The following is a 23,370-nucleotide window of genomic DNA, read 5'->3' as shown; positions in this document are numbered from 1 at the left end:
TTATGTTTATTAATACTTGCTTAAAGGTTCCTTAAAATAGGAGCTCTATGATTTGACTGAGTAGGATAATCACCTTAAGGGAGGAATGAGCTTGTGACTATAAAAAAGAGGATAACAAAGAGGGCTTTGGTCATCTTTGTGATGGGGGTTTTTTTCTTTTCAACCTATTTTCCTATTTTTCCAGGTTTAACGATGTATGCGGCAGAACCAACTGGTAAAAAAGTAGAGGAAAACCCGCCAAAGACAGTAGAAAATAACACGGTAGAAGTACCTGAGACTACAACCGACAAAGAGAAGGGAGAAACAGTCGAAGAAGAAAAAGTAGAGGAAACGGATCAGCATGAAAATGAATCCTCATCTACTTCCAAAGAGAAGAAATCAACTCTGACTGCTGAACAAAAGGAAGAATCAGTAATAGAGGAAGTGGATAAGCCTCAGGAAACGGAAGAGAAGGAACCAGCAAAAGAGGAAATAACAAATAATACGGAACAAAATCAGGAGAAAGCAGAGAATCAACAAGAATCTGTTGATTACACAAAACTACCGCCATTACTTATTACCGAGCTAGCTCCTGATTCGAAAGGAACCGATAACTTCGAATTTATTGAGGTCTATAATAACACTAATCAGCCAATAGACTTAAATAGCTATTATTTTTATTACCAATACATAGGCGGTAATACAGCAGATAAAATAATGTCTATTCCAGCAGCCACACTAGCACCCCAAGAAACCATTGTTCTTTGGTTTAATGTCAAGGAACTTTCAGTAGAGGATTTCAACAAGCATTTTAGTACTTCATTAACAGAACAACAAGTAATTTCCATTAAAGGGGATTTTTCAGGTTTTGCCAATGGTGGTAATCGAGGTGTCCTAATAAAAAACCTTGCAGGGCAGGAAGTAGTATCAGCAAACTATTTACCAGGTGAAACGGACAATACAGGTGCAGATGTTCATTATGCTTTTCCAACTGAAGGTACAGAGATGGTAAAGCAGGAAGTTAAGGCTGCCCCAACACCAGGTACATTAAGTGATGGACAAGTACCAGCAGAGCAAGTTCCAGTGAATCCCGAAACTAAAGATACAGAAGCTCCTGTCATAACGCATGAAGCAAAAACAACCATGAAAGCAGGAGAGGCAATTTCTATCGAAGCCACTATTGTAGATGATAGAAAAAATCCAACAGCTACCTTGTATTATCAAGGTAAAACAGACACAGAGTTAAAGGTATTAGAGATGAAACAAGATTCAGCCCAACCACAAAAATTCACAGCCAGCATACCTAAAGAGGCTGCATTGGGCAAAGTAGTCTATTATCTGGAAGCTTCAGATGGCATGAATATATCAAAAACATCCGAATATACAATCGAATTAGAAAAAGAACCAGAGAAGGAACCAGTGCAAGATACATATAGCGATCGCCCCCTTTTAATCACAGAACTTGCTCCTAATTCAATGGGAGGAGGCACAGATTATTACGAATACTTTGAGCTATATAATAATTCCAACCAAACATTGAACACAGCAAGTTACACTTTCTACTATGTATATACGGATAATTCGAGAGAGCCGATTCTCTTTCCATTACCAGCAACTGAAATAAAGTCAAAAGAGAAGCTTGTATTCTGGTTTAATAATGGAAATAAAACATTAGCTGATTTTAATAAAGAGTATGGGGCAAATCTTACAAGTAACGAAGTAGTAATGTTTACAGATCAAACATTCCCAGGTTTCGCGAATGGGGGTAATCGTGCTCTTGAAATCAAAGATGCCAAAGGGAATATCACGATTTCAGCTAGTTATTTAGGTTCTGAAAATGATAATAATGGCAAAGTGGTTCATTATCAATTTCCTCAAGCGGGAACGGAAATGGTTAAGTATAAAGTATTAGCAGATCCTACACCTGGGAAAATAGAAGCAGACCAAGTTCCAACTAATATAGTGGATCTACCTGATGTTCCGAAAGATACGGAACCACCGGTCATTTCTCATCAAGCAATGAAAACAGCAAAAGCATTTACGGCTGTTACAGTAGAAGCAAAGGTAACGGATAATGAGACAGCAAACCCAATTGTGACTTTACAGTATAAAAAATCAGCGGATGAAAATTTTAAATCTGTATCTCTTTTAAAGGATACGCAAGGGAAATACTCAGCAACTATACCAGCAGCAGATATAGATGGAGACATTATTTATTATTTGGCAGCTAGTGATGGAATCAACGAAAGCAAAACCGAAGAATATACAATTTCGGTGGAGAAAACGGATATTGATTTTACCAAAGTTCCGAAATTGCTTATTACAGAAATAGTGCCTGATAGTGCTAATGTCGGGACTGCAGATGGCTATGAATACATCGAAATCTATAATAATACCGATAAGGCAATAAACTTCAAGGATTATAAAATTCAATATCGCTATAATGCAGACCCTAATACAGATATGATTTGGCCATCTGTACCAGATGATACGATAATCGAACCGCAAGGCACTCTTGTCTTCTGGGTGATTAATTCTCAAAATGGGGATAAAACAGTAGCTGATTTTAATGCGAATTATGGGACAAACCTTGTCGAAAATAAAGATATTGTTCGTATTAAAAGTGATGGCATGGCCAATGGAAGTATGCGTGGTCTAGTAATTGCCACGAATACAAAAGAAGAGATAAATGTTGCTTATTATAATGATGAGGCAGCGCAATTAGATACGGCAATGAATATGGGCGTTCTTTATAAATTCCCGGAGGATGGCTCCACGCAATCGGTCAAAATTAGTTCGAAAACAAAATTAGGAACACCTGGCTCCATAGAACCGTCACAAGTGCCGAACGAGCCAGTTCATGTAGAGGATGATACGGTTCCGCCAACTCTCATCAACGCTACGAATGTTCAAGAAATTCAGCAGATGAATGATTTAACCATTCGAGCAAAAGCAACCGATGATAAGGGAATTAAATCTGTGCTTTTGTATTATCGTACAAATGATCAAACAGATTATGAAAAAATATTATTAACAGTAGATGCGAGCGACAGCGAATATTATGCCACTATTTTATCGGCAGCTAACTTTATTGCGAAAGAGAAAATCGAATATTATTTCGTTACCACAGATGGGCAAAATGAGGTAACATCCGAAAGATATGTCATTACTATTAAAAATGAAATAAGCAATGCACCTATCTATTTAAATGTTAAAGATGATGATATTTTAACTGGAAAAGCAATCTTAAAAGCAGTATCCAAAGAAACAGCCGCTGCGGATGTAGAACTTTTTATTGATGGGAAAAAAGTAGAGGAAAGCACCTACAGCACATTAGAGACACAAGCTTATCTTGCTGTTGATATTAGCGGTTTGAATATGTATTTCAAAAATGCTATTACAATGGGAGAGGAAATAATCCACCTTTTGGATAAGGATAATAATTCTGATTGGAAAACTTTTACGATTCCGATTGACCCTAATAAATTAGCCGTCGGAGAAAATATTATTACCGTTCGCTCGGGGAATAAGGCTTCTCCATTCCAATTAGAAGAAAGTGAAGAAAATAGAGATGATTATAATCTAAGAAATGTAAGGTTAATTTTAGCTGATGGTACTGTTATTAGAGACCCTCAAAAGGCGGATCCTTCTCAAGTATTCGATATGGGGGATGATGGCACATATCGTCCATTCGAAGATTTTACTTTTACGATAACAGAAGAGCAGTCAAAAGCAAAAGCCTATGTCTGGGACACTACGTCTGTTTCTGATGGAGCTTATAGTATTAAAGCAACAGATGGAAAAAGGGAAGCAGCTGCTACTGTAAAAGTAGATAATACAGCCCCAGTAATTAAAACAAATATAGAAGCAGAGAAAGAATATAAGGGTGTCTTTACCATTGAAGCGAGTGCAGAAGATACACTTGCTGGTGTAGAATCACTGGAAGTAACCCTTGATGAAGAGGAGATAAAGGTACCATTCGATACGGCTTCTTCCAAGCTTGCTCCAGGAAAGCATACCTTAAAAATGGTCGCAGTAGATAAGGCAGGCAATAAAGGAGAATCCGATATTTCCTTCTCTGTGACAAATGAAAATCCCAATAAGCCAGAATTAATTGCACCAGCTAATAACACAGCAGCACCAGTCGAAGGCAATCCGAAATTGAAGGTAAAGGTAACGGATCCAACAAATGATTCGATGGATGTTACGTATTATAAAGGATATAAATATGAAGCATCGGATAGTAAAGTAAAATCATTTGAAAATGCTAGTGACACAGAACCACCAGTTGAGCTGGCACCAGCAGGGGAAAAGGCATTAACTGCTAAGGATGTTTCAGCGATTTCTTCCTTAGACGGAAAGTATCTAACAACGAATTCAAGTACTAAATTCCCTTATCATCGCTTTGAAGTAGCGCTCGATCCTTCTATTAGTAATCAAGATAAAGTGGAGCTAGTGTGGAACGGAAAATCACTGCAAGGAAGAAAGGTTTCCATGTATGCTTGGAGCATTCAAGAAAATAAATGGAAGCTACTAACATATAAAATTGCGGGTCCTGAAGATTTCACATTAAAAGCAAACGTCGATGTCAGGGCATTTGCTGATGAGGCGAATAAAGTTAATGTGTTAATTCAAGATGAAATTCCAAGCACACCAGATGAATATGATTATACATTTGTTTGGATGTCAGATACGCAATATTATGCAGAGAGCTATCCATATATTTATAAGCGACAAACAGAATGGATTGCGGAAAAACAAGAAGAGATGAAAATTAAATATGTCATGCATACTGGTGATGTTGTCGACGAGTTTGATGATGAGAAACAATGGGTGTATGCAGATGAATATATGCGAACGTTAGAAGAAAATAAAATTCCCTATGGCGTGCTTGCCGGAAACCATGATGTGAACCAATTATCTAATGACTACAAAGAATTCTCTAAATGGTTCGGAGAATATCGGTTTAAAGATAAGCCATTTTACGGAGAATCTTACAAGAATAATCGTGGTCATTATGATTTGATTTCTGCTGGTGGAAATGACTTTATCATGGTATATATGGGCTGGGGAGTAAACGACGAGGATATGAAATGGATAAATGATGTACTAAAACAATATCCAGATCGTAAAGCCATTCTTAATTTTCATGAATACTTATTAGTTTCCGGAAATAGAAGCCCGATTGGGGAAGAAATTTTCCAGAAGATAGTAGAGAAGAATGAAAATGTCTTTCTTGTATTAAGTGGACATTATCATGATTCGGAGACATTAATCAGTGAAGTGGATGATGATCAGGACGGAAAAGCCGATAGAAAAGTCTACCAAATGCTTGGCGACTATCAAGGTGGTCCAGAAGGCGGGCAAGGCTATATGAAACTACTTCATTTTGATCAAAAGAATAATAGAATTCTTATTAATACGTATTCACCATATTTAGATGATTATAATTTCTATGATCCAATAGAGTATCCATTGAAAGATGAATTGGCTATTGATTTAGATTTAACAGTCCAAGAGAAACAAGTCGCTACGGATTACTTTGCAGTAAATGTTTATACAAAGGAAGAAATCGGCAAGCAAGAAAATGTAGCAAGTGGCGAGATTGCTGAAATAGCATGGAAGAATCTAAAAGAAGGGCAAGTATATGATTGGTACGTAGTAGCTTCTGATCATTATACAGGGTCAGTAACTTCCGATATTTGGTCTTTTGCCAAAGGCCAGCCGGCACCAGAAATTCCAGCAGAACCAGGTGATGGAGGAAGCGAGGAGCCAACGCAGCCGAATCCAGGAGGAGATGATGGAGGAAGCGAGAAGCCAACGCAGCCGAATCCAGGGGGAGATGATGGAGGAAGCGAGGAGCCAACACAGCCGACTCCAGGAGGAAATGATGGAGGAAGTGAAGAGCCAACACAGCCGAATTCAAGTGTTACCAATCCAAGTGAACCAAAAAATAATCAGTCCAGCATACTCCCGAATACAGCTACAGCAAATTATACAATTATGCTGGTAGGATTAGTGTTATTAATTGGAGGAATGGTAGTTGCTTACTGGAGTAGAATACGTAGAGAAATATAGGATCTGGTTCCATTTATTCCTATTTGCGGTTTAACTACAGGGAATTCTAATAATCATTTATCAATAACAATAAAGAGCGGTAGAATCTATTTATTAAAACTATCGCTCTTTAACTATAAAATGTACTATTTTCAATATGATAATAATATATTGGAATTATCTACACTATCTTCACGAATATTAACCTTTCAGCTCCCTTACTTATCTCGCTCTTCATTAAAATCTTACGGTTATAAAAGGAGGTCAAAAGAAATAAAAACAGTTATCGTTTGAAAAATCGAATATTTAGATGGTTATGAAAAACATATTTACAACACAAGATATTTATTTTCCATACTTAATAACGACACTAGAAAAAGTAAGTTGATAGAATTTTCCCTATACCACGATTCCCCATTCATTTCCTACCATACTCATCCTAGTCGAACTAATTTATATTTCATTTCAAGTAGCATTTTCATTTCTTTTTAAAGTCATTGGTAAAAGTAAGTAGAGGGAGAGGATTTCATTTGTGCAAAGAACAGGGGATTTAAAGCTCATACAAGAATTAAATCGATCCATTATTTTAGATACGATCCGAAAAAAAGGACCGATTTCAAGAAGTCAGGTTGCAAAAGAAATAAAAATAAGCCCTACTACCGTTACATCAGCTGTCAATGATTTAATTCGTAAAGGCATGGTAATTGAAGATGGTGTTGGTCATTCCAGTGGCGGGCGAAAGCCGGTATTACTTCGCTTTAACCCGAGTAAGCATTCCATTATAGCTATATCTATCACTAATTCTTATATCAAAATGGCTGACATGGACTTAGAAGGAAAAATTTTAAGGAAGAACGTTCATCCAGTAAATCAGCTTCAAGGTGATGATATTATTTTGCTTTTGATAGACTTATTGGAACAGTTTGTCGCAGGGAATGACCGATTAGAGTTTTGCGAAGGGATTTCCATCATAACTCCTGGCATTGTAGATTCCAATAACGGGATGATTGGTTATAACACCAAACTTAAGCTTTATGATGTTCCGCTAACAGAAATGATAGAAGAAAAGTTTAACTTACCAACCTTTTTAGATAATGATGTAAATGCATTTGCGGTGGGAGAATATTATTTTGGTTCTTTTAACAGCTATAAAGATATCATGTATCTCACTATAGGAGATGGTGTAGGATCCGGTTTGATGATTAATGGGACCATCTATCGTGGATTCAAAGGAAGCTCTGGAGAAATTGGGCATACAACTGTTGTCCCAGGTGGTTCAAAGTGTGAATGTGGAAACAATGGATGTCTAGAAAACTATGTAAACTGGCCAGCTATTTATTCCAGTATCGTTTCCTCCATCCTAACTAAAGGGCGTGATACGTTAATAAAAAATTTAATTGAAAATGACGTCCGAAAACTTACCCCTGAAATTTTTATTGAAGCAATTAAACGGAATGATAAGTTAAGTATCGAAATTCTTGATGAAATTATCAGCTACTTATCGATTGCAATTTCTAATACGATTCACTTACTAAATCCAGAAATAATCATAATAAGTGGAGAAGTCGTACAGGATAATCCCTTATTTATCAAAAAGATAAGAGAGAAATTATCTGAAATGGTGATTCCTATATTAAAAGAGGACATAAACATTCAAAGTACTTCTTTGGGTTCGGATTTTGACTTATTGGGAGCGGCAGCGGTCATTCTTCAAGGGAAATTTCGTTTTCAATTATAAAGAGTGGAAAGGTATTAAAAGAATATTCAGTCATTATTAGAGGGAAAATGGAGGGGTATTATGAAAAAGTTATTAAGCCTTTGTATCTTTGTGTTGATCTCCATCATGCTTGTGGCATGTGGCGGGAAGTCATCGGGTGATGGAAAGAAAACGATAGAAGTTGCATTATGGGATGAAAATGTTAGTGCTGCTGTTGATGCATCGATTGAGTCGTTCAAAAAAGAACATCCTGATGTGAATGTAAAAGTTACTTATACTCCGTTTGCGGAGTACTGGACAAAGTTGCGAACAAGTCTGGGAGGTGGTAGTGGTCCAGATATTTTTTGGATGAATGGCCCCAACTTTTATCAATATGTAACTTCTGATTTGATTAAAGATTTAGAACCATTTCTTCAAGGAGACGAAGAGTTCGCCAAGGAAAATTATTATCCAGCCGTTGTGGATCTTTATTCCTATGAAGATAAACTATATGCTGCTCCATATTTTGTAGATTCTATTGGCCTATTTTACAACAAAAAATTGTTTGATGAAGCAGGCGTAGATTACCCTGATGAAACTTGGACTTGGGAAGACATAGAGACAGTTGGTGCAAAGCTTACAAAACCGGACGAAGGAGTCTATGGCTATTTAAATCAAGTTGTGCGAAATCAATCAGGCTACTATAACTTAATGCATCAAGCAGGTGGTTATGTCATCAGTGAAGACAAAACAAAGTCTGGATTTGACACACCAGAAGCAAAAGAAGCATTTGCATTTTTGAATAGATTAATTGAAAAGAAGATTTCTCCGACCGTGCAGGCACAAATCGAAACAGATGCAGATCAGTGGTTCATGTCTCAGAAGGTGGCTATGACTCCAGAAATTTCTGTTCATGCAGCTGAGTATGAAGAGGTTCTTGGAGAGGATTTAGGGGTAGCGCCCCTGCCGAAAGGAAAAGTAGATACATCCATTGTCCATGGTATTGGATGGGCAATGAATAGCAAAACAAAAAATGAAGATTTGGCTTGGGAACTAATTAAAAGCTTATCTAATAAAGAAGGAACAACGGTGATGGCTGAGACAGGATTTGCTACACCAGCCCATATGGAAATTAGTAAGGTTTGGTTAGATTCTCTGCCGAATGTTGATTTACAAATATTCTTAGATGCGCTTGAAAAAGCAGTCCCATATCCAGTTTCCGAAAAAACATCAGAATGGCAAAATATTGAAACAACGGAAATCCAAGGTGCCTTCTTAGGACAAAAATCGATTGATGAGGCTTTAGATAAAATTGCTGCTGAAATGAATGCGATTTTGGAAGAAGAACAGAAGGATTAAGCTGGTTTTAAATGTAATTTCCCTTTTCATTGATTCCTAATGGAAAGGGAAGGGGGGAAATTCAAGAAAGAAGGGAGAGTTACGATTGGAAACGATGGTAGTGAATAAGAAGAGCCCAGAGACTGTGGCAAGAAAGAGAAAGAAATTTAATCGTGAAGCCATTGCTGCCTATTTATTTATTGCTCCCACCATGTTAGGGCTGTTTATGTTTTATATTTTTCCTGCACTTGCCTCATTTGCTTTGTCCTTTACAAAATGGAATGGTATTTCCACGCCGGAATATGTAGGATTGGGAAATTTGATCCAATTATTTACTGATTCTTCCTTTCTTCGTTCGATCATTAATACAGCAGTATTTACCTTTATTTCCGTTCCATTTACTGTCATTATAGCGATTTTTATAGCAGTCATGCTGAATCAAAAAATAAAAGGTATTGTCTTTTATCGTACCTTGTATTTCTTGCCGGTAGTTACGATGCCGGTCGCCGTTGGGATGGTATGGAAATGGCTATATAACACCGATTATGGCTTAATTAACTACATTCTAGGTATCTTTCATCTTCCGCAGCCATCGTGGTTATTTGACCCGAAGATTTCCTTAATATCCGTTATTATCGTCTACATATGGATGAGTGTCGGCAATAATATCATTTTAATCTTAGCGGGACTTCAAGGAATAGAAAAAACGTATTATGAAGCGGCCGACATTGATGGTGCTTCAAGGGCTCGGAAGTTTTTTAGCATTACCTTACCACTATTAACACCTACTATTTTCTTTGTTTTTATAACAGGAATGATTAGTTCCTTACAAGTATTCGACTTATTATTTGTCATGATTGGTAATAGTACAGCGCTACTAGAACCACTGCGTACGATTGTGTATGGCGTTTACGAATCAGGCTTTAAGTATGGTGAAATGGGGATTGCTTCTGCCCAAGCATTTATCTTGTTTCTTGCCATTCTATTGATGACCATTATTCAATTTATTTTCCAAAAGAAATGGGTTTATTACGATTCATAATAAGGGGGGATTTGCTTGAAGCGGGTTTCTAGACATTTACTGCTCATTATCGGAGCTTTTATCATGATTGTGCCATTTCTCTGGATGATTTCTACCTCTCTGAAATCTTTTGGAGAATCTATGCAAGTTCCGCCGACGATTATCCCTAAGGAATGGCATTTCGAGAATTACGGGAACGTCTTTGAAGCTGTGGATTTTTTAAAATATTATCTGAATACGATTATTCTCACTTTAGGTAGAACGATTGGTCAACTTATTTTATGTTCTTTAGCTGCATTTGCTTTTGCCCGTTTAAATTTTCCTGGGAAAAATGTTCTCTTTATTTTAATGCTATCCGTGCTTATGGTACCTGCTCAAGTAATTTTAATACCAAATTATGCAACATTAACACAGCTGGGCTGGATTGATACATTCTTCGCTTTGATTGTTCCAGGCATTTTCAGTGCCTACGGTACCTTTTTGCTGCGCCAATTCTTTATGGGCATTCCAAAGGAGTTGGATGAAGCAGCTAAAATTGATGGCTGTTCGTACTTTGGAATCTATTGGAGAATTATTTTACCAAATTCGACACCAGCCCTTACTGCTTTAGGAATCTTTACGATTCTCGCAGCATGGAATGATTTCTTATGGCCGCTTGTTATGACAAACTCTGAGTCAATGAGAGTATTGTCTGTTGGGATTTCCACCTTCTCAGGACAATATTCTACGGACTATCCGCTGTTAATGGCTGGTGCTGTCTTGTCCACGATTCCCATGTTGTTCATGTTTATTTTTCTGCAAAAGCATTTACTGGCAGGGATTGCACTTGGAGGAGTTAGAAGATAGCTAGTTAGAAGGAGAAAGAATTGATAAATAGAATAGGGAGTGTGTGTATATGTTAAAAGCATTAGTTATTGGCGCCGGAACAATGGGGAGTACTCATTCCTTCGCTTATTCAACCATGGATGATGTTCAATTAGCTGGAATTGTGGACAAAAACCTGGAAAAAGCGGAAGAATTGGCAAGAAAAATAGGAGTTCAGGCATTTGCAAGCTATGAGGAAGCGATCGAAAGCCTTGGTGCTGTTGATGTTGTGTCTGTTTGTGTTCCTACTCCATCTCATAAGGAATATGTCATAAAAGCAGCAGATGATTGTTTCCAAGTTGTTTGTGAGAAACCATTGGCTCGCAATTTAAGGGACGCCAAAGAAATGATCGACTATTGCAAGGAAAAGGGCGTGAAGCTTTTTGTAGGTCATGTCGTGCGGTTTTTTCTGGAATACCAGCGCGCAAAGCGAATGATAGAAGAAGGGAAAATTGGCAAGCCAGGTGTTGTAAATACGAAAAGAGGCGGAGGCTTTCCATCTGCTTCTAGAGATTGGTATGCAGACTATAACAGCAGTGGTGGATTAGTGCTAGACTTAATGATTCATGATTTTGATTATTTACGCTGGTGCTTCGGTGAGGTAGAGCGAGTCTATGCCAAAAGTGCCCAAGGAAGAGCGATGGCAAAATTAGACTATGCATTAGTGACACTGCGCTTTGAAAGCGGAGTAATTGCTCATTTGGAAGGAACTTGGGCTCACCAAAATTTCGCAACAAAATTTGAAATAGCTGGAAAAAAAGGAATTATTCACTATGATAGCTCGAAATCAACTCCGCTTGTAAAAGGTATTAATCACAATAATACAGGTTCAGCTGGGGTCGCCGTGCCGGAAAGTCCATTAAAAGAAAATCCATATATAACAGAATTAAAACATTTTATTTCATGCATCAAGAATAAGGAGGAATCGATTGTGACTCCCTTAGATGCGTATAAAGCAATGGAAATTGCGTTAGCTGCTATCGAGTCACTAAAGGAAGGAAAAGTAGTAGAATTGCGTAAACAAGAAATGGAGGTAAGACGATGAGAGTAGGAATTATTAGTTTTGCTCATGGCCATGCGTACGCCTATGCAGAGGCATTAAAGAAAATCGATGGAGTAGAGTTAGCAGGAATCGCAGATGACCAGGAAATCCGTGGTACAGAAGCAGCAAAGAAATACAGTACCAATTACTACTCAAACTATGAAGATCTATTAGACCAAGCTATAGATGCTGTCATCATTACTTCCGAAAATTATAAGCATCATGAACATGTGCTTGCTGCAGCAAAGAAGGGGAAACATGTTTTATGTGAAAAGCCGATTGCGACAAATAGGAAGGACGCATTGCAAATGATTGAAGTTTGCAAAGAAAATAATGTATTCCTGCAAATTGCTTTCCCTGTACGCTTTAGTACACCAATAGCAAAAGCGAAACATATAATCGAGACAGGGGAACTTGGCAGTATTATTGCTATAAAAGGAACGAATCGCGGTACTAACCCAGGCGGCTGGTTCGTAGACAAAGAAAAATCAGGCGGCGGTGCTGTAATGGATCATACGGTTCACCTTGTGGATATTATGCGATGGTATATGAATTCAGATGTGAAAGAAGTCTATGCGGAAGTAGATAATCTCTTTTCTGATTATGAGATAGATGATTGCGGAATCGTCACAATGGAATTTGAAAACAATGTGTTTGCTTCTATTGATTGTAGCTGGTCAAGAAATAAGACATTCCCAACATGGGGAGACGTTACATTAGAAATAATCGGGACGAAGGGAACATTGTCAGTAGATGCCTTTGCGCAGAAAAGTGAGGTGTATAGTGCAGAGGGAGCAAAATGGGATTATTGGGGAGATGATATGAACCAAGATCTTGTAGAAGACTTTGTTGCAAATGTGATGAAGGGAATTGCACCTACTATAACAGGGGAAGATGGCCTGAAAGCAATGGTGGTTGCTCTTGCAGGCTATGAATCTGTGAAAAGCAAAAGGCCTGTTTTGATAGAAAAGAATGGAATCAAATAATCAATAGATATAGCTGTATGAAGGGATGCTATTTAGGGAGGAATAAAGATGCTAAAGGGGATTAATCAGTGGTGCTATCCCGATGATACACCATTAGAGATGGTATTTAAGTACAGTCATGATGCTGGCTTTGATGCAGTAGAGCTCAATGTAAGTATAGATGGCATTGGGCTTACAATGAATACGTCAAGGGAAGAAGCAAAACAAATTCGAGAAATGGCTGAGCATTATCGTTTACGTTTAAGCAGTATTTCTACGAATCTATTATGGAAGTTCCCTCTTTCCCATCGAGATGAAAAGGTGCGGGAACAAGGGAGAAAAGTGGTAGAAAAACAAATAGAGTTAGCCGGATATATTGGGGCAGACACTGTTTTAGTTGTCCCAGGGGTAGTTAATGAAGAAACGTCTTACCTTGATTGTTATAGGCGTAGTCAAGATGAGTTAAGAAAAGTTCTGCCATTAGCTGAAAAACATAATATTCATGTGGGAATCGAAAACGTATGGAATAAATTTCTACTTTCTCCTTTAGAAATGGCAAGGTATATTGATGAGTTCTGCTCCGATTATATTGGCGCTTATTATGATGTCGGCAATACATTACAATATGGCTATCCAGAACAATGGATTGCCATATTAGGGGAGCGAATCCGAAAAGTTCATGTTAAGGATTTTAAACTGAACGTTGGGAATATTACTGGCTTTGTTCCATTATTAGCAGGGGATGTAAATTGGGAAAAAGTGTACCAAGCATTAAAGAACATAGGCTATAAGGATACAGTAACCGCTGAAATACCAGCCTATGCATTTGGGCCAGAGTATCTTGCCCAAGACACATCCAAGCATCTGGATGTCGTGTTAAATCTGAAAAAGGTTAGCCCTTAGAGGAGTGTCCGGTATGAGAAAAGTTCGTGTAGGCTTTATAGGTGTCGGGGGGATTGGATCCGTACATTTGAAGAATATTGCTTTGATTGAACAGGCAGAAATGGCAGCGGTATGTGATATATCCGAAGACCAAGCAACAGCTGTAGGGAAGAAATATCATATTCCAGCATATACAGATGTAGACAAGATGCTGGAAGAGACCGCATTGGATGCACTTTTTATATGTGTCCCTCCATTTGCCCATGGGGATATCGAGGAAAAGGCTGCTAAAAAGGGCATTCATATTATGGTAGAAAAACCTGTTGGATTAAATCTGGATAATGTAAAGAGAAAAACTGCGGTTATTAAAGCTTCTGGGATTATTTGTGCTACAGGATACTGTTTACGGTACTTAGATACAGTGGCAAAAGCAAAAGAGTATCTACAAGGCAAACAAATTGCGATGGTTAACAGCTATTATTTAACAAAATTTGTTCCAACTCCATGGTATCGGGAACAATCCAAATCAGGTGGACAATTAGTAGAACAAGCCACACATATTTTGGATTTAATTCGCTATTTAGCAGGAGATATAGATAAAATCTATGCAAATATGAATCTATTGGTTTCAAAGGATATTCCTCATATTGATATACCAGATGTCACTTCGGTCAATTTCACTTTAAGGAACGGGGCAATCGGCCAATTAGGCTGCTCTTTTATACAACCAGATCACCGGATGGGTCTAGAAATTTTAGGGAAGAATTTCCGTGTTGCTTTTAACGGTTCCAATATAACGATTACAGATGAATTTTCAACTACTACGTATCGACCAAAGTTGAATTATTATGAGGCCCAGGATCGAGCTTTCATTGAAGCGATTGCTGCCAATCAGCCAGAATTAATCCTGTCATCCTATGAAAATGGTGTTCAAACATTAGCTGCTACCCTTGCTGCAAATGATTCTCATGAAAATGGAGAGCCTATTTCTTTAAGTAATTATTATTCTTTGTAAAAAGATTTCTATTGATAAAATGACAATATGACTTTTTTAGATTGACTTCCTATTTATAACCCCGTTCTAAAAGGAGAACGGGGTTATAAATATAGCATGTAGATTTTGATGTGTGTCTTTTCTTTTAATAAGATTTTTCGATTAAGATTTGAGAGTGAATATGATGTTCCATATGCTCAAGATAATCTTGTATCAGCCACTCTAGTGTTTTATGCTGATTATTTCCTATGTCGCAAAGATAGGAAAGCTTTTCGTGCGGAACATTTTTCACAATATGAACCATTTGTTTATGGAGTGCTTGATACAGATCTATTATGTCATCAAGTGGTCTATCCTGATAATTTTGCATCTTTACCCAATGATCTTGGTCATATGATTGGATAGCATACACTGGTTCTTCATATTGAATTTTGATAAACCTTTCTATATTATTTATCGCTGAATCACAAAGATGCCCTAAAATTTCTTTTTTTGACCATTTGTTTGGCATGGGACGATGAGAAGAACTATTTTCAGACATAGATTTGAATTCTTCTGGTAATCTTTTTATCCAATAATTTATTCCCTCCACAACCTTTTGCATGATTCTATTCCTCCTTCTTTTAAAATTTAATATTCGATTGCCATCTGTAATATTCCTTTATTGTTCCTGAGTTAAAAGTATGACTAATGTATGAAGGATTTATTGACAAAAAAATGCGACGGCTGAATTTAGGAGGAAAAGGGAGGGGCGCTCATTAGTTATTAACCTTATGTAGAAGGGCTACCCATATGTAGTCCTTGCCATTTGGGCAGCCGTTGATAACTCATTCTGTCAAAAATTCATTAATTCTCTCCACATAATCACTTTTGGGGTAGTTATTATATAAAAATCCAGAAAGGCGGACAGGATCGCCAAAAAAATATCGCTCATATTGTGTCTGTCTTGTGCCGAAGGAACTCATTGTTAAATCCCAAGCTAATCGAAAGATTTTATTGCGTTCATCTGCAGATCTGCACGTTGCTTGGAGATATTGATTTAAATCTTTCCCAACTTCTGAGTGAAACATTTTCTCTGTTGGCAGCGATACTAAACCGCTGGCGCCAATTAGTTGAAGGATTTCGGAAAAACGAGGATAAATTTTTGGGAAAATATTACTAGCAACTAGCAGGATGGTTTTATTTGGAATCATAAATCCTTGGTCATTTAAGAGAGCATCGTTCTCTGCCTTTTCTATTAGTGCTTTCAACGTTTCTAATCCAATAATGATTTCGGCCATTTTTTCTTGGATATGTTGATATTCGCCTACATTAATTGTGTTTATCATATTTTCCGCTAAGCCTAAAATAAACTCTGTTTTGACAATTTGTCTAGTAATAACTTGATGATAAGCAAATGAATTAAAAGAACTTTGGCTTAAAAACATATTTGCAGTTTCCAGATCTTCGTGGAAAAAAACACGTTCCCATGGAACAAGGACGTTATCAAATACAACAATAGAATCCATTTCTTCAAATCGCGAGCTTAATGGATAATCAATAGTAGATTCTCCTCCCACATAGGATTCTCTGCATAGAAACCTTACTCCTTTAGTGTCTGAAGGTATTGCAAAAGCAAATGCTTCCTCTTTCGCGAATCTGGGTGCTCCGAAAACCAACAGTTCATCGGTGAGACCACCCTGTGTGGCTAGGAGCCGCGCCCCTTTAATGATTAGTCCCTTATTATTTTTCTCGATTATTTGAGCAGAGATTGGCTCGTTGGAATATTCTAGATACATACTCGAGCGATTAACTTGAGGTGTTATAAAAGTATGGGTGAAGCTAAGATCCTTTTCTCTTGCCGCTTCGTATAAGGATTGGATATGCTTAGGGTAACAATTTTCCTTTCCTTCTAAAAGGGAAGCAGAAGTGGCAAAACTCATGATTACTGTATTCAAATAATCTGGGCTCCGTCCCATCATTCCTGCTGTTTCCTTAGCCCACCGTTCGATCATCTTTCTTCTTCTTCGCAAATCCTCTTTTGTCTTCGGCTGTAAGTATGACATACCTATAGAGTCCCCGGATAGTGGGGATAAGAAAGTCATTTCCTCCTTTAAGTTAGGCTGACATTGTAAATCATAAAGAGAAGCTTTTGAATGTAGTATCCCTTTAAAGGCAGGATGGTTAGAGAGGTCCTGGATTTTTTCCCCATCTAACCAAATTTCTGTAGATAGACCGCTGATTCGTGATAAATATGTCTTTCCATTCACTATTCCCATTTTTTCTTCTCCCTTATTCATTAATAAAATGGATATAAACTATTTTATTATTTTATTAATGAATATAGTCCTCAGTTCCAGTTAATTGGATAAAGATGGGGATTTTTTCTTTTCATTTGATTTGGAAAAATAGGTTTCCGGGTTGCTCGCCCCTTTATTTCCTTCTTAGTTATGAACAAAAACTGTTTCAAAAACAAAACTCTCGTGCAGATGGCGTGTGATCGAGTATTCGAATATTCTTCCATCTTCTAACTGGGCTAATTTTTCGATTTCCATCATGAAGGAGTTGTCTGGAATCTTTAGTAAAGAAGTATCTTCGCTATTTGCTTTGTCTCCTCTAATCCAGACATGGGTGCTATGCGTTTTCAGCTTTAATTCCTCGCGAATATAATTATAGATAGATCCTTCTAGATGTTTTGGCTCTAATCCAGTAATAATAGATAAGGGCATGTAAGTATGTTCCAGCGAATAAGGTTTATTATTAATATGCCTTGTTCGAATAATTCGATAAATGTATTCGTCATCAATCTCAAGTTTTTTGGCAATTTCTAAGGAAGGTTTTTCGATCGAAAAAAGAATGATTTTTGAGGAAATGTTCTCTTTTCCAACAATGTTAGATAAGCCTTCTGATGGACCTAATGCAATAGCTTCTCCGTTAGTAGAAACCCCTTTCACATAAGTTCCAGAACCTCTACGTCTAACAACCATTCCTTCTTTAACAAGAATATCTAATGCTTTTTTTACTGTCAGTTTACTGCATTTGTAATAATCAGCAAGCGTATCCCCGTCAGGTAACTTTTCATTTATCTCATATTCGTTATTATTTATCTTATCTCTAATATCTGTATATATTTCCATATATTTAGGTAGTTGGCTCAAGTTAAATCCTCCATTTTGTAACGGTTTTACATTTAATAAGTATACCATATAGTTAAAAACAAGTATATAAATCAATAAAGGTATATACTTTTTATTAAAAGTATTTACTTATATTAAAAAGAGTGGTATAGTTTGTTCGTAAAGGAATGAAGGAGGCATTTATTATGAAAGAAATGTTAACGTTTCCGAGTGATTTTTGGTGGGGAACGGCTTGGTCAGCTGAGCAAGCAGAAGGTAGAGGTAATACAGGAAAAGCTGAAACAGTTTGGGAACATTGGTTTAAAACGGAACCATCACGTTTTTATCAGGGGATTGGACCTGAAGTAACAACTGATCATATAAATCGATACAAGGAAGATATTCGATTAATGAAGGAAACAGGGCATAATTCTTTCCGCATTTCCATCTCATGGGCAAGGATGTTTCCAGATGGTGGAGTAGGAGAAAGAAATCCAAAGGCAATTTCTTTCTATCGAGACCTTTTGACTGAAATGAATGAAAACGGTATCAAACCTTTTGCTAATCTTTATCATTTTGATATGCCGTATGTACTTCAAGAAAAGGGAGGATGGGAATCACGTGAAGTGGTTAATGCATATGTGAACTTTGCAACTGCTTGTTTTGAAGAGTTTGGTGATTTGGTTTATCATTGGTTCACATTTAATGAGCCGTTAGGGCCAATTTTAGGAAGTTATTTAGAAGATTTTCATTATCCAAATTTAGTAGATTTCAAGCGTGGTGCACAGGCAGCATTTAATACTATATTGGCACATGCGAAGGCTATTCAATCTTTTAAGGAAAAGCAACTGCCTTCTAAGATAGGAGTAATATTAAACTTAAGTCCAACTTATCCGAGAAGCCAAAATGAGTTTGATGTAGAAGCAGCTGAAATTGCGGATGCCTTTTATACAAGAAGCTTTTTAGACCCCATGGTTAAAGGAACATTTCCAAAGAAATTGGTAAAAATATTGCAGGAATATAATCAGATGCCTTCATATGAAGAAAACGATTTAAAAGTAATTGCAGAAAATACTTCTCAAATTTTAGGGTTGAATTATTATGAACCAAGAAGAGTTAAGGCACGCCTGACAGAAATTAATAAAAAAAGCCCTTTTTTACCAGAATGGTTTTTTGAACTTCATAATATGCCAGGGAAAAAAATGAATGTGTACCGCGGATGGGAAATTTATGAAAAAGGTATCTATGATTTATGTATAGACATTAGAGATAATTACGGCAATATAGAAGCTTTTATATCTGAAAATGGTATGGGAGTAGCGAATGAAGAACGATTTCTTAATGAGCATGGACAAATTATAGATGATTATCGAATTGAGTTTATTAAAGATCATCTCGCCTATGTCCATAAAGCCATTCAAGCAGGCTGCCATATCAAAGGATATCATTTATGGACATTTATTGATTGCTGGTCATGGATTAATGCTTATAAAAATCGATATGGACTAGTTTCTCTTAATTTAGAGACACAAGAAAGAACAATCAAGAAAAGTGGAGAATTTTATAAAAAAATGAGCATGGACAATGGATTTGAGTACGAAACGAGTAAATTGGGATAAATAAAATATAAAGGGTGGATAGATCATGAATAACTCAACAAAGCAAGGTATTGCAGATCGGTTTGCTTTTGTTGCACAAAAATTAGGAGCGCAGATTCATCTAAGAAGTCTACGCGATGCCTTTGCATCGATTATGCCATTTATGATACTAGCTGGATTTATGACTCTGATTAATTATGTCATTTTAGAGCCAGCTGGATTTATGGGGAATTTGGTTAATCCTGATACTTTAACAACCTGGCAATCTATTGGGGTATCAATTGCTAACGGTACACTGAATATCATGACACTTTTAGTAGCTGTTGCCATTTCTTATCATCTATGTGTAAATAGGGGATATAAAAATGTAATAGCTCCGATCTTAGTTGTTCTTTCTACAATGATAGTAGTTACACCATTAACAACGACTTTTTCACCAGAAGGATCAACCGAAAGCTTTCTTATTTCTAATGTGATTCCTGTGAGTTATACAAGCGCATCAGGAATGTTTGTTGGGATTATCGTAGGGCTGCTTGCAACCGATTTATTTATAAAATTATCTTCAAATAAAAAAATGCAAATCAATATCAGTGGGAATATACCACCGGCAGTTATTAAATCTTTTAATGTGTTAATTCCGATTATGGTGAATGTTATTATCTTTGCAGTTGCATCCTTTTTATTAAATCAAGTATTTAATATGGATTTTAATACTTTAATATCCACCATTATTACTAAGCCATTAAGCTATGTGACAACCAGTTTACCAGGGTTCTTATTAATTACTTCAATCGCTAATTTGTTTTTTGGATTCGGTATCCATCAGGCAGTTATTTCCGGAGCGCTTTTGGATCCCTTTTTATTACAAAACATGCAAGATAATATGTTAGCATACGCTAATCATCAAGAGATACCCCATATAATTAATATGGCCTTTAAAGATACCTTCGCTGTTATGGGGGGGTCTGGAAATACGATTGCATTGTTGATTGCTATTTTTATCTTTAGCAGACGTAAGGATTATAGAGATATATCAAAAATGTCCTTAACACCTTCAATCTTTAATATTAGTGAGCCAATTATATTTGGGCTGCCAATTGTATTTAACCCAATGTTAATTATTCCATTTGTTCTTGCTCCAATTTTTTCTTTATCAGTTGCCTATTTTGCGACAGCTTTAGGTTTAATAAATCACGTGGTTGTTCAAACCCCATGGACTACACCACCGATTATTTCAGGATTCCTAGCTACAGGAGGTGACTGGAGAGCATCTGTCTTACAATTATTGATCATCATAATAACAGTATTTATGTATCTGCCATTTTTAAAAGTAGATGAGAGAGTAAGTGCGATGCAGAATAAATAAGGAATAAAAACAGTCTATTCTATAGGAGGAGTGGTTTGTATGAAAAATATTTTATTAGTATGTAATCAAGGAATGTCTACGAGTTTTTTAGTAGAAAAAATGAAGCAGGCAGCAAAAGAGCAAAGCATAGAGGTAAATATTTGGGCGGTTTCAGATGCAGAATTACATGAAAACTGGGAAAAAGCAGATATTGTTTTATTGGGACCACAGGTAGGATATTTAAAAAGCAATACAGAGAAAGTAGTCGGTAATAGTATTCCTGTTACTGTCATTGATTTTGTTGATTATGGAAGAGTAAACGGAGCGGCAGTTCTTAAGACCGCATTAGAAATGATAGAAAAATAGTTTATAAGAGGCGAGGGATTGGAATGGAAGGAACAGAACTAATTGCTTTTCAAATCATTGGGAATGTTGGGATGGCGAAGACAAAGTTTATAGAAGCACTAGCTCAAGCGAAAAACGGTGATTTTTCCAGTGCAGCTTCATTGATGAAGGAAGGATCAGACCTTTTGGTTGAAGGCCATAAAGTTCATGGTGAATTAATCAAAAATGAGGCTGCGGGTAATAAAACAGAATTCTCCATTTTATTAATGCATGCAGAAGATCAATTTATGAGTACAGAAACAATTAAATTGCTCATTGCAGAAATGATTGAATGGAGGCAAGAACTAAGTACCGTTAACTGAAGTTGGAAATAAAGGGTTTATTTTGAAGTATCTGCTAAGTAGGATAACTATATATTTCAAGACCTTTTAGGAGGATAGCGGCCATACTATCCTCTTTGCATTTATTATTTTTTAAAATTATTGGTGCTACTTCATCTTGAAGCTTGTTCACACATTCTCATTAAAAAAGAAGACTGTTCCACTCCCCTTAAACGGTCTATCTGTTTCTAGTTTGCTATTTTCTTCTCTTTGGATGCAGGAATTGTAATTTCAGAACGAAAGTATTGTTTATCTAAGATGGCAAGGAACGGAATCCAGATTACTACGACGATTGCTAAATTAACGAGTTGAAGAATTCCACCTGCTATTGAATTAGTAACAAGCATCCCACCGATAAATATGGGCGTAGTCCATGGGACGTGTACCCCTGTCGATACGGGGACAAGCCCTGTTGCCATGGAGAAATAGGTAACGATTGTTACAACAACTGGAGATAAAAGCCATGGAATGATAATTAAAGGGTTCATAACAATTGGCAAACCAAAAATAATGGGTTCATTTACGTTAAATATCGATGGTCCTCCCCCCAGCTTCCCAAGTTGTCGTAATTGCTTACTTTTGGTAATGAAAAAGATACCAAGAATAACGGCCATTGTCATTCCAGTTCCGCCCATTCCAACGATGAACGTATCAATGAACTGATTATTAACAATATTGGGCCGCTCTAAACCAGCGTTAAAGGCTTCAAGATTTTCTAAAGAAAGAGTCATCCAAATTGGGTCCATAATGGAATTCACAATGATTTGGCCATGCAGTCCAAAAAACCAAAATAACTGAATGATTAAAACGGCGATAATGGTTGCGGCAAGCCCGCTTCCAAGAGAGGTTAAAGGTTTTTGAATCACAGTGAAAATAAAATTTTGTACCGTTTCAAAGGATGTGTAGCTAAATAGGATGCGAATTAAGAGAAATATTGTTAAGGTGAAGGTAATAGGAATTAAAGAACTGAAAGATTTCGGTACGGCCTCAGGCACACCATCTGGCATTTTTATGGTCCAGTTTTTTTGTAAAAAGAAACGATATAATTCAACCGATAAGAAAGCGGTGAAAATTCCTAAAAACAGACCTTGTGCACCTAATGCTGCAGAAGGAATAACACCAGAAACGCCTTCCAATACTTGTGGAGTTAAGATAATGAATGCCGCAATCGATGCGAAACCGCCATATAGCCCATCCATTTTATAATATTGCGTTAATTTAAAGCCAATCCCACATATTACGAATAGTCCCATAATACTTAATGTAGATGCAGAAGCTGGACCTAGCGCATTTTTATAAGAGGTAACAGCACCCTCATTCAGGATTTTATCTAAAAAGGGCAAATTAGCTAAAACAACAAAGATTGATCCAAATATAATCATAGGTAAAGCACTCATAAATCCGTCACGCAGTGCACCAAGATAACGATTTGTATTTAATTTCCGGGCTATTGGCAATAATATTTTTTCTAAAAAGGTAGTGAATTTATCCATTAACAACACTCCTTTAAATATTTTTTAAACGCTTACAAAAATGAATGAAGCTTTAACGAAAGCCTGTTTGTAAAAAATATCTGTATGCTAGCAATACTAAACCAAAAAATAGGAATGAATAAAGCGCTCTTACTGGACCACCTCCCTTTTGCTAAAGCATTTTCAACTATCTTTTTACTATTCAGTTTAGTTCAAGCTGTTTATAAACTACAGCTATGCTTTTTCCGTTTAATTTGGAAAATGTTATCTAGGGAAATACAATAGTAGGTGAAACAT

General features: G+C 36.8%; 17 protein-coding genes. 13 read left to right on the top strand and 4 right to left on the bottom strand.

The window, feature by feature from the left end; translation table 11 throughout:
- The first annotated feature begins 93 nt into the window (after positions 1–93).
- The 9 genes from BCI01S_RS08730 to BCI01S_RS08690 all read left to right on the top strand — a co-directional run bounded on the left by BCI01S_RS08730 (position 94) and on the right by BCI01S_RS08690 (position 14,859).
- Entirely contained in the window at positions 94–6,057 is a 5,964-nt protein-coding gene (locus BCI01S_RS08730; protein WP_235844468.1) for a lamin tail domain-containing protein, read from the top strand.
- Between the two features lie 511 nt (positions 6,058–6,568).
- The gene (locus BCI01S_RS08725; RefSeq protein WP_047944475.1) at positions 6,569–7,774 is read left to right on the top strand and encodes an ROK family transcriptional regulator; all 1,206 of its coding nucleotides are present in this window, start codon (positions 6,569–6,571) and stop codon (positions 7,772–7,774) included.
- Between the two features lie 60 nt (positions 7,775–7,834).
- Complete coding sequence (locus BCI01S_RS08720) at positions 7,835–9,091, top strand: ABC transporter substrate-binding protein (RefSeq protein WP_061798139.1); 1,257 nt, start codon at positions 7,835–7,837, stop codon at positions 9,089–9,091.
- A 94-nt stretch (positions 9,092–9,185) separates the two neighbouring features.
- A complete protein-coding gene (locus tag BCI01S_RS08715; RefSeq protein ID WP_047944486.1) occupies positions 9,186–10,112 on the top strand; it encodes a carbohydrate ABC transporter permease in 927 nt (308 codons plus the stop codon).
- Between the two features lie 63 nt (positions 10,113–10,175).
- Positions 10,176–10,937, top strand: coding sequence for a carbohydrate ABC transporter permease (locus BCI01S_RS08710; protein ID WP_082138436.1), 762 nt, complete (start codon positions 10,176–10,178; stop codon positions 10,935–10,937).
- Between the two features lie 49 nt (positions 10,938–10,986).
- Positions 10,987–12,000 carry a Gfo/Idh/MocA family protein gene (locus tag BCI01S_RS08705; protein ID WP_061798137.1) on the top strand — a complete coding sequence of 338 codons (1,014 nt, stop codon included), beginning with the start codon at positions 10,987–10,989 and terminating at the stop codon, positions 11,998–12,000.
- Positions 11,997–12,983, top strand: a complete 987-nt coding sequence (locus BCI01S_RS08700) for a Gfo/Idh/MocA family protein (RefSeq protein WP_047944471.1) — start codon at positions 11,997–11,999, stop codon at positions 12,981–12,983. The genes BCI01S_RS08705 and BCI01S_RS08700 overlap by 4 nt, the downstream gene beginning before the upstream one ends.
- A 48-nt stretch (positions 12,984–13,031) precedes the next feature.
- Positions 13,032–13,865, top strand: a complete 834-nt coding sequence (locus BCI01S_RS08695; protein ID WP_047944470.1) for a sugar phosphate isomerase/epimerase family protein — start codon at positions 13,032–13,034, stop codon at positions 13,863–13,865.
- 13 nt (positions 13,866–13,878) lie between these two features.
- Entirely contained in the window at positions 13,879–14,859 is a 981-nt protein-coding gene (locus tag BCI01S_RS08690; RefSeq protein WP_061798133.1) for a Gfo/Idh/MocA family protein, read from the top strand.
- 124 nt (positions 14,860–14,983) lie between these two features.
- Here BCI01S_RS08690 and BCI01S_RS08685 read toward each other — a convergent pair whose 3' ends face one another.
- The 3 genes from BCI01S_RS08685 to BCI01S_RS08675 all read right to left on the bottom strand — a co-directional run bounded on the left by BCI01S_RS08685 (position 14,984) and on the right by BCI01S_RS08675 (position 17,975).
- Positions 14,984–15,442, bottom strand: a complete 459-nt coding sequence (locus tag BCI01S_RS08685; RefSeq protein ID WP_047944468.1) for a DinB family protein — start codon at positions 15,440–15,442, stop codon at positions 14,984–14,986.
- A gap of 223 nt (positions 15,443–15,665) precedes the next feature.
- Complete coding sequence (gene hpaB / locus BCI01S_RS08680) at positions 15,666–17,096, bottom strand: 4-hydroxyphenylacetate 3-monooxygenase, oxygenase component (RefSeq protein WP_061798131.1); 1,431 nt, start codon at positions 17,094–17,096, stop codon at positions 15,666–15,668.
- Between the two features lie 165 nt (positions 17,097–17,261).
- Positions 17,262–17,975 carry a GntR family transcriptional regulator gene (locus tag BCI01S_RS08675; RefSeq protein ID WP_047944466.1) on the bottom strand — a complete coding sequence of 238 codons (714 nt, stop codon included), beginning with the start codon at positions 17,973–17,975 and terminating at the stop codon, positions 17,262–17,264.
- A 164-nt stretch (positions 17,976–18,139) separates the two neighbouring features.
- On the opposite strand from BCI01S_RS08675, the gene BCI01S_RS08670 reads away from it, so the two are divergent.
- The 4 genes from BCI01S_RS08670 to BCI01S_RS08655 are packed head-to-tail and all read left to right on the top strand — an operon-like array spanning position 18,140 to position 21,583.
- Positions 18,140–19,552 (top strand): glycoside hydrolase family 1 protein, encoded by a 1,413-nt coding sequence (locus tag BCI01S_RS08670; protein ID WP_047944465.1) that lies wholly within the window; start codon positions 18,140–18,142, stop codon positions 19,550–19,552.
- Positions 19,553–19,577: 25 nt separating this feature from the next.
- Positions 19,578–20,897, top strand: coding sequence for a PTS sugar transporter subunit IIC (locus tag BCI01S_RS08665; protein ID WP_047944464.1), 1,320 nt, complete (start codon positions 19,578–19,580; stop codon positions 20,895–20,897).
- Between the two features lie 39 nt (positions 20,898–20,936).
- Positions 20,937–21,242, top strand: coding sequence for a PTS sugar transporter subunit IIB (locus BCI01S_RS08660; RefSeq protein ID WP_047944463.1), 306 nt, complete (start codon positions 20,937–20,939; stop codon positions 21,240–21,242).
- 23 nt (positions 21,243–21,265) lie between these two features.
- Positions 21,266–21,583, top strand: a complete 318-nt coding sequence (locus BCI01S_RS08655) for a PTS sugar transporter subunit IIA (protein ID WP_047944462.1) — start codon at positions 21,266–21,268, stop codon at positions 21,581–21,583.
- A gap of 206 nt (positions 21,584–21,789) precedes the next feature.
- Here the strand turns inward: BCI01S_RS08655 and celB are convergent, their stop codons facing one another.
- Positions 21,790–23,094 (bottom strand): PTS cellobiose transporter subunit IIC, encoded by a 1,305-nt coding sequence (gene celB, locus BCI01S_RS08650; RefSeq protein ID WP_061798129.1) that lies wholly within the window; start codon positions 23,092–23,094, stop codon positions 21,790–21,792.
- Between the last annotated feature and the right edge of the window lie 276 nt (positions 23,095–23,370).

This window comes from Niallia circulans NBRC 13626, assembly GCF_001591585.1.
Classification (GTDB): domain Bacteria; phylum Bacillota; class Bacilli; order Bacillales; family Cytobacillaceae; genus Niallia; species Niallia circulans.
This window is presented reverse-complemented; position numbering and strand designations above follow the sequence as displayed.

Excerpts from the sequence above, each read along its gene's own strand:
- BCI01S_RS08720 (WP_061798139.1), top strand. The coding sequence starts at position 7,835 with ATGAAAAAGTTATTAAGCCTTTGTATCTTTGTGTTGATCTCCATCATG.
- BCI01S_RS08715 (WP_047944486.1), top strand. The coding sequence starts at position 9,186 with ATGGTAGTGAATAAGAAGAGCCCAGAGACTGTGGCAAGAAAGAGAAAG.
- BCI01S_RS08710 (WP_082138436.1), top strand. The coding sequence starts at position 10,176 with ATGATTGTGCCATTTCTCTGGATGATTTCTACCTCTCTGAAATCTTTT.
- BCI01S_RS08705 (WP_061798137.1), top strand. The coding sequence starts at position 10,987 with ATGTTAAAAGCATTAGTTATTGGCGCCGGAACAATGGGGAGTACTCAT.
- BCI01S_RS08700 (WP_047944471.1), top strand. The coding sequence starts at position 11,997 with ATGAGAGTAGGAATTATTAGTTTTGCTCATGGCCATGCGTACGCCTAT.
- BCI01S_RS08695 (WP_047944470.1), top strand. The coding sequence starts at position 13,032 with ATGCTAAAGGGGATTAATCAGTGGTGCTATCCCGATGATACACCATTA.
- BCI01S_RS08690 (WP_061798133.1), top strand. The coding sequence starts at position 13,879 with ATGAGAAAAGTTCGTGTAGGCTTTATAGGTGTCGGGGGGATTGGATCC.
- BCI01S_RS08685 (WP_047944468.1), bottom strand. The coding sequence starts at position 15,442 with ATGCAAAAGGTTGTGGAGGGAATAAATTATTGGATAAAAAGATTACCA.
- hpaB (WP_061798131.1), bottom strand. The coding sequence starts at position 17,096 with ATGGGAATAGTGAATGGAAAGACATATTTATCACGAATCAGCGGTCTA.
- BCI01S_RS08670 (WP_047944465.1), top strand. The coding sequence starts at position 18,140 with ATGAAAGAAATGTTAACGTTTCCGAGTGATTTTTGGTGGGGAACGGCT.
- BCI01S_RS08665 (WP_047944464.1), top strand. The coding sequence starts at position 19,578 with ATGAATAACTCAACAAAGCAAGGTATTGCAGATCGGTTTGCTTTTGTT.
- BCI01S_RS08660 (WP_047944463.1), top strand. The coding sequence starts at position 20,937 with ATGAAAAATATTTTATTAGTATGTAATCAAGGAATGTCTACGAGTTTT.
- BCI01S_RS08655 (WP_047944462.1), top strand. The coding sequence starts at position 21,266 with ATGGAAGGAACAGAACTAATTGCTTTTCAAATCATTGGGAATGTTGGG.
- celB (WP_061798129.1), bottom strand. The coding sequence starts at position 23,094 with ATGGATAAATTCACTACCTTTTTAGAAAAAATATTATTGCCAATAGCC.